Consider the following 11957-nt stretch of genomic DNA (forward strand, 5'->3'; position numbering starts at 1 on the left):
CATGAAGAGACCCGATGGTGGGAAGTCGACGTCCGCACTCTGTCCGGACTCGTGGGCCTTCGCGAAAACAGGTTCCGTTCGCCCGGTCAGCGATCGGCGAACGGGGCGCTGACGTCGACGTTTTCCGGCTAGCCCTTTGGCCAGGCCGCCGCGTCAAGTGGGGCACCGGGTGGTTTGGGTTAGCGTGCGAGGGTGAGGCATCAACAGCGGGCGGGTCTGGCTGTCCTGGGCGTGGCCTTGGTTCTGGTCGGCGTCGTCGGCGGCCTTCGCCCCCACCTGGTGGCCGGCGCCGCCCAAGCCGTACCAGTTCCGGGGCCGCCTGCAGTTGGTGACTGCGCGGTTGACCCGCTCCCGGGACTGGGGGGGCCGCAGACAAGCCCCCCGGTGACTGCCACTTCGGGCGGTACCGTCCCGATCTACCCGGTGCAGCAGATCCAGCCGTGTACCGGTGCGCGCTACGGCGAAATCACCGCTGTCATTTCCACTCTGCGGCCCACCATGGTCAAAAGTGCCGGCGACAACCGCTATCTGGACGATCCCAACCTGGACAGCTGCATCCCCACAGTCACGCAATACGTAGGGGCAGCAACCCAGCCGATCCTGCGTTTCTGGCATCCGTACCTACTGGTCAATGCCGTGATGGCCAGTCCAACGCCACGGCAGAAAGCGGCCGGGCAGCACTGGGCAGCGTGCATCGTGGCCCTGTTTCCATCCGATTTCACTGCAACTGTTCAGACCCCGGGTCCCCCGCAGTACGACAAGTCCATCCGTAACGCGCTGCACACCGGTGAGCAACGCGACCGACTCGGCACCTGCCTACCCACCACCGACTGGAACGACACCTACAACAACCTCGCCGTCGGCGGCTGTCGGCAACCGCACGCCCGGGAAATCCTGGGCTACGGCGACAGCGGCGACCAACCAGTCCCCCGCACCCAGGTCGAGGCGAGCTGCCAGCAACTGGCCCGCCAGCTCACCGCCATGGCTGATCCCACCGCCGACGGTGCCCTCTCCGCCCAGATCAACGTCCGAGACAACCGCAGCGCCGTCATCACCACAGCCCAGATCCCCGCCCACTCCAACCTGGCCTGCGCCATCACCACCACCGGTACCGGCAAACTCGACGGCAGCCTGCTCGCGCGGGGCAGGCAACCCATCCCCTGGGCCTAGCGCAGCAAACCACGTTGAGCCTCGACACACAGACCAATCTCAACGCACTGAACAGTGACAAAACGTCGTCCCAATCACCGTTCGGCCTACGGGTCTGGCGTCCGTCCCTCAGTGTTCAGTCGTTGCGGTACAGCGCGAAGGGCGCGTCGGGTTGCAGACCCGGCCGCCCTGCAGCTAACCCTGACCGGTGAATGACCCCAGCCTGTCGCAGGCCGAGGCGTCGCATAACCGCCTGCGACGGGAGGTTGTGCACCTCAGTGAAGGAGACGACCGGTAGGTCCGGGAAGAAAGCCGCGGCCCAGCTGATCGCCGCCTGTCCAATCTCGGTTGCGTAGCCGCGGCCGGTCAGGGCGTCGCGGACGACCCAGCCCAACTCGAGTACCGCCTGGCCATCGAGATCGACCCGAGTGAAGCCGCCGCGACCGACGAGCGACCTGTTCAACCGGTCGTGCGCGACCCACTTGCCGACCCCGTCGGCCGCCCACCGCTCAACCATCTCTGTGGTCCATGCCTCGATGCTTGCCCGGCTCCACGGTCCGGTCCAAAAGGACACGATGGGATCGCCGTACAGCAAAGCCAGGTCCTCGACGTCCTCAGCGTCAACCGGCGTCAAGACCAACCGAGCCGTCTGAACGGGATCGGTCGACGGCTGAGTCGCATCCATTCCGCCCACGAACATCGTCGAAGGATACGAGTGCTTCTGCCCTCCAGTTGGTCATCTCCACCAGGTCGCTAATCTGGCCCGGTGAGCGATCGGCCATCGAACGTTCTGGGGTTCACCCGGCGGGGGAAAACAGATCAGGAATCGAGAAGCGCGGGACACCAGGTGGCACTTACGGTGAGCACCGACCTGGAGCAATCCCGATGCCCCGCCGAACTTGGAGGACTGAATTGAATCCCACCGTCCGCAGCCTGGTTATCCCGGTGTCTGACCTTGATGCCGCCAAAGCCATCTACTCCGCGCTACTGGGCGCCCCGCACACAGACCAGCCCTACTACGTCGGCTACAACGTCGACGGCTTCGAGATTGCCCTGAATCCCGGGGACGCCTCGGGTGGACCGGTTGCCTTCGCCGACGTCGACGATCTGGACCGGGCCCGTTCCACTCTGCTGGCCGCCGGCGCCACCGAGCGCGATGCTCCACGCCAAGTCGCCCCAGGAGCCAGGGTGTGCGTGCTGGTCGACGCCGACGGCAACCCGATCGGGCTGCGCGGCCAGTAGGCCGCGCGCGATCCGATTCCACGCCGGCGTGGCCCCCCTACGTTCACTGAGTCGTCGAGCGTCCCAGTCCGCCATCCCGTTGCGGTGGCGAGCTGGGTCTCGGCGATCGTGGTGGGAGAGTGCCAGATCGTCACCGCGGGAGGTTCGTCTACCGGGCACGATGCTGGTCTTTGGAACCGACCGGGACCTGATTGTTGTTCGGTTCTCTATCGGTTGCGTGCCGATGCCGTTTTCACTTCGGCGTTTTGCGACTCACCAGTGCTTTATTGCGCTCTGAGGTCAACTCGGCCGCGCTGCGGTCAGCATGGGTGGCCGCTGCAAGACGCACGATCATGAAAGCGGCGAGCGGCAGCAGCGCCAGGTAGAGCAGCTGGATCCGGCGCAACGGGTCAGCGACCTACCCCAGCCCCGTCCCCAGCCAGGTGTAGGCGACCGTCGTGGACAGCGCTGTCCCGATCGACTCGGCCAGCACCACGGCCGCGGCCATCCGGTCCGGGGAGATTCCGTCGTCGGCTGCCGGGTCGGCCAAGCACCGGCCCAGTAGGTCCGGATAGATCAAACCCATGCCCAGTCCGAGCAGCGCCGCCCCACCGACCAGCCCGCCGAACGCCGCTGCCCCGCGGACCAGCAAGGTCGTTATGAAGATGACCACCAACCCCAGTGCGATCGCCCCCCCGGCGGGAACCAACCGTCGGCGTAAGGACCGGGCGCCCTCCGCCGGATGCGAACCCGTCCACAGCCCGGCCGCGGCCCACATGAAGCCCGGAGCAGCAATGACGAACCCGAAACGCCCTGCCCCGATCCCGAACCCGTCATGGGCAACCACCGACAGCACGATCGACCCGCCGAAGTACACCCCGGTCGTGACCGACAACGCTCCGAGCGCGGACCGCCGACCCCCCGACGCGCGAAACGACCCCGCCGGCAGGATCACGGCGGCGGCCCGCATCATCACAGCCACGCCGAGGACGACCAAGACGACCGACCAAGAGCCCAGCGGCAGCACCAGCAGCGCCGAGCCAGCCGCTAACACGAGCGCCCAACCCCAGGGAGCCTTCTCCCGAGATGCCTTTTCCGTCCGCTCCGGCATGTAACGCGCAATCATGGTTCGCGCGACCAGCAGAACCGGCAGGTACAGCAACATCGCCCACCGCCACCCCAACCACTGCGACGCAGCGACCGCGTAGACCGGCCCAAGGACCGACGAGAACACCCAGATCCCCGACATTCCCGCCAACACCAGCTGACGCCACTTCGGGGGAAGCCCGCGGCTGATCGCGCCCATACTCACCGTGGCCAACGCCCCGGACGCGAACGCCCGGACCGCTGTTCCGGCCACAAATACCCACATCGCCGGCGCCGACGCGCACAGCACCGCCCCGCCGAGCGTGACCATGGTGAAAACAACATCAGATGCCCGATCCGAAACCTGGAGAGCAACCACGCCCCGGCCGGCATCATCAAAAACATCGGCGCCTGCGCCGCAGCCGACAACGGCCCATACCAGTGGATCCCGTTCAGATCCGCAGCGACCAGCGGTAGCACCGTTTGCGACAGGTAGCTTTGCATCCCGGCCAAGAACTCGATCAGCACCAGAGATCCCGCGAGCATCCCTGCAGCAAACCCGCCCCTGGGCACGCCCACCGCATCCGAGGAAACCATCACCGAGCCCCCTCGGGGCACCGAACCGCCCACAGCGCCCCCCCGCGCCCCCGGGAAACCACCGCTCGCGGCGGCCAATCGTCGAGCGAAGTCACCCGTCGGTACCGGTCCCGGAGATCACTCACACCCAAATTCTGCCTCAACCAATCGCCGCCCGGTCAGGGATCCCGTTTCGGGCTGGGTGCGCTGCCAGGCGGGACTACGCGATGATCGACCAGTGCACGCAGTCCCATCGTTCGTCACCCACTACTACCGCGCCGATCGCCGACCATTCCTCAACCTGTCCGATCTAACCGAACCGGAACTGGCAGCGGTATTGGCCGAGCTGGGCACCCCCGAACACCAAGCGTCGTCCTCGCGTCGCTTCGGGCTGCGGTACATGGCCCTTCGCCGAGCCACCGAACGCCGGGCCCGCGACCTGTTCATTGCCGCCGGCGGGAAGCCCGAACGCAGCTCGCCGCACTACTTCGTCCTGGGCTCCAGCCACTGGTTCGCCGGGCTCTACCGCGACGTTGCCGACGTCCGACTCCCGCTGTCGGCCCTGCCGCCTGGGAGCACCAGCGTGACCTACGCCGACAGCATCACCGCCCTGGGATTGGGCATACCGCTGGGCCTGCCGGCACCGGACCCGGACCACGCCGACCGCGTCTACAGGCTCGAAGACCTTCAGCAGCTCATCCACCAATCCGGTCCACCCAGCGACGAAGCGCCGCAGGATCCGGCCGGGTACACCGGACACCAACACCGCCGCGTGGACGCCTACATCGAGGTCCAACTCTGGTCCGACGAACCCATCCGCGCCCACCTCCTCCAGGCCAAAGCCGATCCACTTTGACGCTGTCCGTAACCCGCACGCACGGCCACCGACACCCGAGCGTCTCGGTCGCCAACCTCCTCGGACCCCCGGAACTGCTCGCAAGGGCGGCGGCCCATCGACCACATCGGAGTCCCCTTCGCACACGACCCCGCCACGCCGGGCCCCAGCTGGCCCGGATGAGTCACCGTCTTACAAATGAACGGCACCGAATTTTCTCGCATGGGAAACTTCCCCGATGACCCAACGCGCTGTCCCGGCCGGCGACGTGGACTACGAGTCCACCGGCACCGGGTACGAGCAGCAACGCAGATCAGACCCACGGATCGCGCAGGCAATCCTGAGCGCGCTAGGAGATGCCTCGACGGTGGTCAACGTCGGCGCCGGAGCCGGCTCCTACGAACCGACCGACCGGTACGTGCTGGCGGTCGAGCCTTCCGCGGCGATGCGCGCCAGGCGACGGGCCGTCGGTGCGATGCCGGCCATCGACGCGAGCGCCCAGTCTCTCCCTCTGGACGATGATGCCGTGGACGCGGCCCTCGCGGTCCTGACAATCCACCAGTGGGGAGATGCACTGGTCGGCGGACTCCAGGAAATGCGCCGGGTGGCCAGCGGGCCCGTCGTCATACTGACCCTGGACGGCACGCAGCTGCAGGATTTCTGGCTGAACGAATACCTGCCGGCCCGGGCGCAGATCGAACGGCAACGCTTCCCCGACATCCAGAGCATCCGAAAGGAACTCGGCGGTACCAGGGACTTCAACCCGGTGCCGATCCCACTGGACTGCTCCGACGGATTTGTGGAGGCGTTCTATGGCCGTCCCGAAAGCCTGCTGGACCCTGCCGTCCGGGCCGCGCAGTCCGCGTGGCAATTCCTGGACCAGACGGAGATTGATCGTGGCCTCACCCAGCTGACCGACGACCTCAGGTCGGGAAGCTGGGACAGCCGGCACGGTCATCTCCGTGAAACGCCGACCTACACAGGCCCCCTGGCGCTCATCATCGCGGCACCGGAGGACGAATGCCGACCGGAACACGATCGCCGAACGGTCAGCGATCGTCAAACGTTGGCGAGTCACCGGACGTGGATCAACCACAATCTGGTCGTCGTGGCCAACCCGCACGAACAGTCCGACCAGGCCGAATTAGACCGCGCCTGGCACCAACCCAGCCCCGTAGATGAACCAGTTGACGACGATCATCCAGTCAACCCTCCCGTGCCGTGAGGGTATTGATCCTAGGCATCGCCAGCGGGAGTCGGCTCGGTCGCCGTAGGACGATCCCCGATCGGGACGAAGCGATTGCGCTGAGCAACCCCTGCGCGATCACGTGCCTCCGCTGTCCCGATCCGAGCGACACGGTCAACGTCGCTTGACGACTGCGACTAGACCTATGACTACAACGAGAACGACGACGATTCCGATGATAATCGGGCTCGAACTGCCGCCGTTGGCACCGACTGCGAGGTCCATGACTTTCCTTCGGTCAACCTGTATGAGTGGCATCAGCTTCACAGTCGATGTCTGTTCCCGTGTCCAGTGTTGACGCCGATTTTGTGCAAGCCGCTGGGATCGTCGCGTCCACTGTGTAGCGGAAGGGGATCATATGCGTCTCACAACCCGATCCCGCTCCGGGCACCGATGACCAGCGAGCGCCTAGTCTTCGCCGTGCGCGTCTTGCGGCGATGGCGGCTCTCGAAACCCGAACCGAGGCGAGCCGCCAGATGTGCGAGGCACGCGCGCGTGGAAGTAAGTCCACGTCCCATCGTCGTTGTAGATCAAACCGACGTTTTGCAGCAGTCGCCGCAACTTGACGGACCGGACCTCCACGCGTCTCATCACGCCCTCGATAGTGCCTCAGGTGGAGGCGTCCCAGCGTTACCCGGCGCTCGTTGAACGAACCCGCCAATGCGGAGGGGTCGAGCGCGGTGCCCGTTCGACGATCGTGAACCGGGCTACTGGTCAATGTCCGGTCGTTATACGGTGAGCAGCAGCCCGCGGTAGTTCGGGGTGAGCAGGCCAGGTCCCATGCGGGCTTCTTCGATGAGGCTCTGTCCGGTCGGTCCGAAGCGCTGTTCCAGCTCAGTTTGGTGTTCGAGCCACAGCTTGTACAGGCGGAGCTGCCTGGCCTGCTTGCCGTTGTCGATGAACTGGTCGACCAGTAGTAGTCCCGCGGCGGCGATCAGCGGTGCCCATTTGGTGGCCATTCTGGGGTGGGGCAGCGGCGCGTCGGCGTGCCACTCCGCGCAGGTGAATACGGCGCGGGCACCCGGGCGGAGTATCCGACGTACTTCTTTCAGGGCGGCCACCCGATCAGCGGCCATCGGAAGTGCGTCGATGGACATCAACCCGTCTGCGCTGCTGTCCGGGAGGCCCGTGGCGGTGATCGTCGCGCATCGGTAATCGAACTGCCCCGGCTGCAGATAGCTGGTGTGGCGGCGGTGGTGGCAGCCTCGACGGCCGCCTGGCTCAGATCGATCCCGACGAGGTGCGCGCCGCTTTCGCGGGCGATCCACTGCCCGGGTCCTCCCATGCCGCAGCCCAGATCGATCAGCACGCTGCTGGGTGAGCTGGAGACCGACCAAGGTCAAATCCAGGGTGGTCCGGGTGCAGGAGCTGAAAAACTGCACGTCGTAGGGGTAGTCGGCGCCGTAGGCCTGGACGTTCAGCTCATCGAGCAAAGGGTCAGACCCGAGTCGAGTCCACATCTGATCGAACATCACCTGGTTGGCGGACTCTTTCGCGTCAAGGACAGGCTGAGTTGCAGGAACGGGCGAGCTGGCGGGCAACATGAGAGCCGACGATACGACCACCACCCGGGCTCGGGGTACCAGAGCTCGGCCCTCAGCCGCGGTTTCCCGAGACCGGTGCGGACGATGACTGTTTCTCAAGTGAATGGTCGTATCCTCTGGCCCGGAACATGTACCAGCGGTCAAGGAGGGTTCGATGCGGGTATTTCGGCTGGAGTTCCTGCAGCCGCCGAGCATGCGCACCCGTTGGCTTGGTCCGTACTCGGCGAAGTGGCTGACGGCCGAGGGTGAGGAGCTCGCGACCTACCTCGAGGCGGAGCACATCCGCACCAGGCCTCATCCGGTGAACACTACGCTGCTGGTGGCCTCGACGTTTGAGAATCGCTACCTGTGCGGTTGCGACAGCAGGACCGCACTGAGCGACTGGTTCGGCAAATACCTTGGACCGCTTCGCGATCAAGGCGGTCAGGTCGGCGTGTACGAGGTCCCAGATCTGGCGGTCGCCGAACATCTCAACGGGCAAGTCGTCTTTCATCAGGGATCGTCGCGGATCATCGAAAGGGACGGCCACCCGGCCGCAGCACCGCTGGTACTGACCTCCGCTGGGTCTCGGCGAGCAAAGATTGCAGCTGCTGCCGGCAAGTACGACCACTGGTCACCAGCCTCCCTGGGGTGATCACCTCGGCCGCCGCGACCGACGGAGCAAACCCAGCAACCCTCCACCGAACGGAACAACTCCGTGCCCAGAGGGGGCGGCCATCCCGGAATCCTGCTCCCCGACAGAGCGACCGGAAGACGAACCTTTGTCGGTTCACGGACGGAAGTCGCGTCATTTGGGGGTAGCGGCCAGGTGGCGTTGTTCCGCTCGATAGACCGTGGACCGGCCCACCCCGAACAGGTCAGCCAGTTCTGCCGTGCTGTGCTCGCCCGCCTCGAACAGGGCGACCAGATGTGCCTCCTGCCGCGGGTTCAGCTTGGGTTGCTTTCCCCGCAGCCGGCCCTTCGCCTTCGCAACCTTCATGCCTTCCTTGGTTCGCAGCCGGATCAGGTCCGACTCGAACTCCGCGATCATGGCCAGCACGTTGAACAGCAACCGGCCGACGGCATCGTTAGGGTCATACACCGAGCCACCGAGGTTCAGCTTGACCTGACGGGCGGTCAGCTCATCGGCGATGGCCCGCGCATCAGGAAGCGAACGGGCCAACCGGTCAAGTTTGGCCACGACCAGGGTGTCGCCTTCCCGGCAGGCCGCCATCGCCTCCCGCAGACCCGGGCGGTCTCGGTTGGTGCCGGTCAAGCCGTGATCGACGTAGACGCGGGCGGCAGCCACGCCCAACGCGGCGAGTGACTCGCGTTGAGCGGTGAGGTCCTGCTGGTCGGTGGAGCAGCGGGCATATCCGATGAGAAGCGCCGTCATGGCGCACCTCCTGTGATGGGCCGGGCCGCCGCCACGGTGCGGCGACTCACGGCAGCAGCCAAAGCCGCTGCGATCACCCCACTCCGAACGGCGCCATGCCGGAAGTGAATCCGCCTGCGGAACGTGACCCGGGATCACAGGGTCTACACGCATCAGCCACCATGAATCCGTGAACACGAGCGCGCCGGAACAGCGGTTTGGCCGCCTTGCGCCGACCCTGACGCTATTTTGTGGTCTACCGGGCTCAGGCAAATCGACTCTGGCTAAGCGACTCGAAGCCGACGGTCGTGGGGTGCGACTCTGCACGGACGACTGGCAAGCCATGCTCGGAATGGATCACACCGACACCGCGTTCCACGACCACCTCCAGTCCGCGCTGTATCGGCACGGGCTCACCTTGCTGCGTCACGGCGTCAGCGTGATCCTGGAAGACGGACTGTGGACGAGCGCTGAGCGGAAGGAGAAATTTGCTGGCGCAAGGGATTGCGGTGCATTGATAGACCTGCATATTTTTGAGGTCCCATTCGACACGCTCCGAGCCCGTCTTGGATTGCGGAATCGGGAGGCTGCCACCGGGGCGTATCCGATGACAGACGAACAGTTGCGGTGGGCATGGGACCTGTTTCAGGCGCCGTCAACGGAGGAGCTGGCTGCGGTCGACTTCTGTGCCGTTCATCCCGGCGGCCTGGACGACGTACCGTCCCGCTGACGATCGTGTTCCGGTCACCGATCGGCCTGCGGGCAGCCGACCACTGATACGCGTTCTCGTTAACGGCTGGGCAGCTTGATAGTCGACGCGGCCGTGCGAAGCTGTTGTGATGGCACCGACTTCCTCTCAACCTGTATCAGTCCTCCAGCAGTGGATATCCCGTTGGATGGGACCGATCATGCTGATGATCGGGCTGGCTTGGCTCGCGATGATTCCGTTTACTTCCGGCATTCAGACCATCCGCTGGATCCTGGGCGTCGTGTTCGTCATCTGCGGGCTCGCTGCCTCGGTCAGCACGCTCCGCCAGCGCCGTCGATAGCGCCGTGGCAACCTCGTCTGACTCGGACCTGGGCCGTATACCCAACGTCCTGCGATGACCATTCCCCGATTGGCCGTTGCTGGGACGACCATCGTCGGCAGCACCGCAGCGAGATCCCCGATCGGGCAGACTTCATTCTGCTCGCGACGCCTGAAGCCATGTCGACCTCCGTGTTAGTTAAGCCGTTCATCCCCGGTGGACTGCGCGACATTGGCTCCGGGGCCGCTGGGGACAGTCGCAATCCCCTGCCCTCAAGGTGGATCGGTATGGTTCACGCCTATGGGATCTGAGCCGCGCCGCCGACCGACCGCAGTGAGCGGGTGGCGGAAGGCGTCCGGGCGGACTCAGATTCTGGGGATCGTCCTCGTTCTGGTTGCGGTAGCAGCTTTGCTGCTTGACGCCTTCACTTCGTTCGGGTGGGGCGGCGCAATCGCAGGGGATGCGCGGGTATAGCACTGGCTTCGATCGCTGTTCTGAGGCCACGGCCCGGCTCGAAGGCATCCTGATGTGTGTCTGGCAGGTGTCGGACGACCTCTGTCGGGGGGACTGACCGCAAGCTCCCCCCGTTGGTTGAACCTCGCGTGACGAAACCTGGTCTCCTGGCAGGGGAACGCGGACCACGATCACGAACGTGCCGGCTGGGATCCTTCTAAGGTGGCCGAGGCCATGTCGTTGGTTGAGAACGGGCATCGTGAAGGTCCGACCGATCCCGCTGACGACATGGGAGTTGTCGAAGGCTGTGGCGCAACTGCTACAAGATCAGTCCGACACGCGGTACGTGCTCACGACACATGGCATGCCGAGCTACACCTTCACCGGTTTTCACCCCGTGCCAGATCTGCAGATCGTCACGATCTTGGACCAGGCCTATGTTGTCATCGGCCACGAGTCGCTCGACCTACCTATTGTCCTGGACCCGCGGGACGGACGGGTGCTGTTGGCGGTCGGCCCGGCCCACTCCGGCGCGTTCACCCAGCTGTCGCTGTACAACAGCTCGCTAAGGCAGTACCGCGCATGCGCGGAAGCATTCGTCGCCCGGTTGCCCTACTACCGCGCCGCCCAAATCCAGGAAGACAACTTCGACGCCGCTGCGGGCCAGTTACGCGATGACCTGCTCGCCGACATCGTGCGCATCGACGCCGCCGCGCAGTGCGTTTGGTCGGATTTACCGTGGCAGATTGAAATGGGTGATTACCCGAACGAAGCCTTGAACAAGTATCTCATCGAGGATGAGACCTTGGACGGTTGCGGTGACCAATAGCGCGCCTCCTGCTCAGACTGATCAGTAGCGCAGACGCGGTAGTGGGAGTCACAGGACCCGCAGGGGGAACGTCTTACGGCGACGATCGACGCCAGCAATGGCATCCGCCCCCAATGATCTTCATACCCGTAGCAGTATCGGAATTCCGGCGACGGTCCACGTGCTCGGCCCGGTCGAGGTGGACCCGTTCGTGTGGGTGCGGTCAGACTGCGGTCGTCGGGTCCACGTCCCACGGATTGAGGCATCGCACGCCGAGGGGCTCGAAGTGCTTGATGTCGCGCGTCGCAATGGTCATCTGTGCGGACTGGGCGACGGCGGCGATGAGGGCGTCGTCGAACGGCGAGTGTTCAGGGACTCGGTAGCCGGCGAGGATCCGCGCGGCGGGTAGATCGAACGGCAAGACGCGGTCGGCGAACGCTGGGAGAACGTGCTCGTCGAACCAGCGGCGCAAGACCGCGCCCTGTCCGGCGTCCGATCGTTGTTTGGCGATGACTCCCCGCTCGATCTCGGCGACGGTCGTGGCCGTGACGAACTGGTCGGCCAGCGGAACTGACGCCGCCCAGATTTCCACCGGTCGGTTGCGTCCTCGTACGCGGAGTGCGGACACCACGTTGGTGTCCAAGACGTATTTCACAG

General features: G+C 65.3%; 15 protein-coding genes. 8 read left to right on the top strand and 7 right to left on the bottom strand.

The window, feature by feature from the left end:
• Positions 1-384: 384 nt before the first annotated feature.
• The gene (locus ABIB25_RS28770; protein WP_354531940.1) at positions 385-1170 is read left to right on the top strand and encodes a hypothetical protein; all 786 of its coding nucleotides are present in this window, start codon (positions 385-387) and stop codon (positions 1168-1170) included.
• Between the two features lie 115 nt (positions 1171-1285).
• Here ABIB25_RS28770 and ABIB25_RS28775 read toward each other — a convergent pair whose 3' ends face one another.
• On the bottom strand, positions 1286-1849 hold the full coding sequence (locus ABIB25_RS28775) for a GNAT family N-acetyltransferase (RefSeq protein ID WP_354531941.1): 564 nt from the start codon (positions 1847-1849) through the stop codon (positions 1286-1288).
• 212 nt (positions 1850-2061) lie between these two features.
• On the opposite strand from ABIB25_RS28775, the gene ABIB25_RS28780 reads away from it, so the two are divergent.
• A complete protein-coding gene (locus ABIB25_RS28780; RefSeq protein ID WP_354531942.1) occupies positions 2062-2391 on the top strand; it encodes a VOC family protein in 330 nt (109 codons plus the stop codon).
• Positions 2392-2623: 232 nt separating this feature from the next.
• Here ABIB25_RS28780 and ABIB25_RS28785 read toward each other — a convergent pair whose 3' ends face one another.
• Both ABIB25_RS28785 and ABIB25_RS28790 read right to left on the bottom strand, forming a co-directional pair.
• Positions 2624-2776, bottom strand: a complete 153-nt coding sequence (locus ABIB25_RS28785) for a hypothetical protein (protein ID WP_354531943.1) — start codon at positions 2774-2776, stop codon at positions 2624-2626.
• A gap of 12 nt (positions 2777-2788) precedes the next feature.
• Complete coding sequence (locus ABIB25_RS28790) at positions 2789-3787, bottom strand: MFS transporter (RefSeq protein ID WP_354531944.1); 999 nt, start codon at positions 3785-3787, stop codon at positions 2789-2791.
• Positions 3788-4270: 483 nt separating this feature from the next.
• On the opposite strand from ABIB25_RS28790, the gene ABIB25_RS28795 reads away from it, so the two are divergent.
• Both ABIB25_RS28795 and ABIB25_RS28800 read left to right on the top strand, forming a co-directional pair.
• The gene (locus ABIB25_RS28795) at positions 4271-4888 is read left to right on the top strand and encodes a hypothetical protein (protein WP_354531945.1); all 618 of its coding nucleotides are present in this window, start codon (positions 4271-4273) and stop codon (positions 4886-4888) included.
• A gap of 217 nt (positions 4889-5105) precedes the next feature.
• Positions 5106-6092, top strand: coding sequence for a methyltransferase domain-containing protein (locus ABIB25_RS28800; RefSeq protein ID WP_354531946.1), 987 nt, complete (start codon positions 5106-5108; stop codon positions 6090-6092).
• A 749-nt stretch (positions 6093-6841) separates the two neighbouring features.
• Here ABIB25_RS28800 and ABIB25_RS28805 read toward each other — a convergent pair.
• A complete protein-coding gene (locus tag ABIB25_RS28805; RefSeq protein WP_354531954.1) occupies positions 6842-7288 on the bottom strand; it encodes a methyltransferase domain-containing protein in 447 nt (148 codons plus the stop codon).
• Entirely contained in the window at positions 7210-7422 is a 213-nt protein-coding gene (locus tag ABIB25_RS28810; protein ID WP_354531947.1) for a methyltransferase domain-containing protein, read from the bottom strand. The genes ABIB25_RS28805 and ABIB25_RS28810 overlap by 79 nt, the downstream gene beginning before the upstream one ends.
• A 389-nt stretch (positions 7423-7811) precedes the next feature.
• On the opposite strand from ABIB25_RS28810, the gene ABIB25_RS28815 reads away from it, so the two are divergent.
• Complete coding sequence (locus ABIB25_RS28815; RefSeq protein ID WP_354531948.1) at positions 7812-8291, top strand: hypothetical protein; 480 nt, start codon at positions 7812-7814, stop codon at positions 8289-8291.
• A gap of 153 nt (positions 8292-8444) precedes the next feature.
• Here ABIB25_RS28815 and ABIB25_RS28820 read toward each other — a convergent pair whose 3' ends face one another.
• Entirely contained in the window at positions 8445-9032 is a 588-nt protein-coding gene (locus ABIB25_RS28820; protein WP_354531949.1) for a recombinase family protein, read from the bottom strand.
• A gap of 169 nt (positions 9033-9201) precedes the next feature.
• On the opposite strand from ABIB25_RS28820, the gene ABIB25_RS28825 reads away from it, so the two are divergent.
• The 3 genes from ABIB25_RS28825 (at position 9202) to ABIB25_RS28835 (ending at position 11321) form a co-directional block, all read left to right on the top strand.
• Positions 9202-9741, top strand: coding sequence for a P-loop nucleotide/nucleoside kinase family protein (locus ABIB25_RS28825; RefSeq protein ID WP_354531950.1), 540 nt, complete (start codon positions 9202-9204; stop codon positions 9739-9741).
• Between the two features lie 178 nt (positions 9742-9919).
• Complete coding sequence (locus ABIB25_RS28830) at positions 9920-10060, top strand: hypothetical protein (RefSeq protein ID WP_354531951.1); 141 nt, start codon at positions 9920-9922, stop codon at positions 10058-10060.
• 691 nt (positions 10061-10751) lie between these two features.
• Entirely contained in the window at positions 10752-11321 is a 570-nt protein-coding gene (locus tag ABIB25_RS28835) for an SUKH-4 family immunity protein (RefSeq protein WP_354531952.1), read from the top strand.
• 202 nt (positions 11322-11523) lie between these two features.
• On the opposite strand, the gene ABIB25_RS28840 is transcribed toward ABIB25_RS28835, so the two are convergent.
• A partial coding sequence (locus ABIB25_RS28840; protein WP_354531953.1) for a type II toxin-antitoxin system VapC family toxin occupies positions 11524-11957 on the bottom strand: 434 nt, incomplete at its 5' end.

Origin of the sequence: Nakamurella sp. UYEF19 (assembly GCF_040546275.1) — a bacterium.
GTDB lineage: Bacteria > Actinomycetota > Actinomycetes > Mycobacteriales > Nakamurellaceae > Nakamurella.

Coding starts and splice junctions, on each gene's coding strand:
- ABIB25_RS28775 (WP_354531941.1), bottom strand. CDS start 1,849: ATGTTCGTGGGCGGAATGGATGCGACTCAGCCGTCGACCGATCCCGTT.
- ABIB25_RS28790 (WP_354531944.1), bottom strand. CDS start 3,787: ATGGTCACGCTCGGCGGGGCGGTGCTGTGCGCGTCGGCGCCGGCGATG.
- ABIB25_RS28800 (WP_354531946.1), top strand. CDS start 5,106: ATGACCCAACGCGCTGTCCCGGCCGGCGACGTGGACTACGAGTCCACC.
- ABIB25_RS28815 (WP_354531948.1), top strand. CDS start 7,812: ATGCGGGTATTTCGGCTGGAGTTCCTGCAGCCGCCGAGCATGCGCACC.
- ABIB25_RS28820 (WP_354531949.1), bottom strand. CDS start 9,032: ATGACGGCGCTTCTCATCGGATATGCCCGCTGCTCCACCGACCAGCAG.
- ABIB25_RS28830 (WP_354531951.1), top strand. CDS start 9,920: ATGCTGATGATCGGGCTGGCTTGGCTCGCGATGATTCCGTTTACTTCC.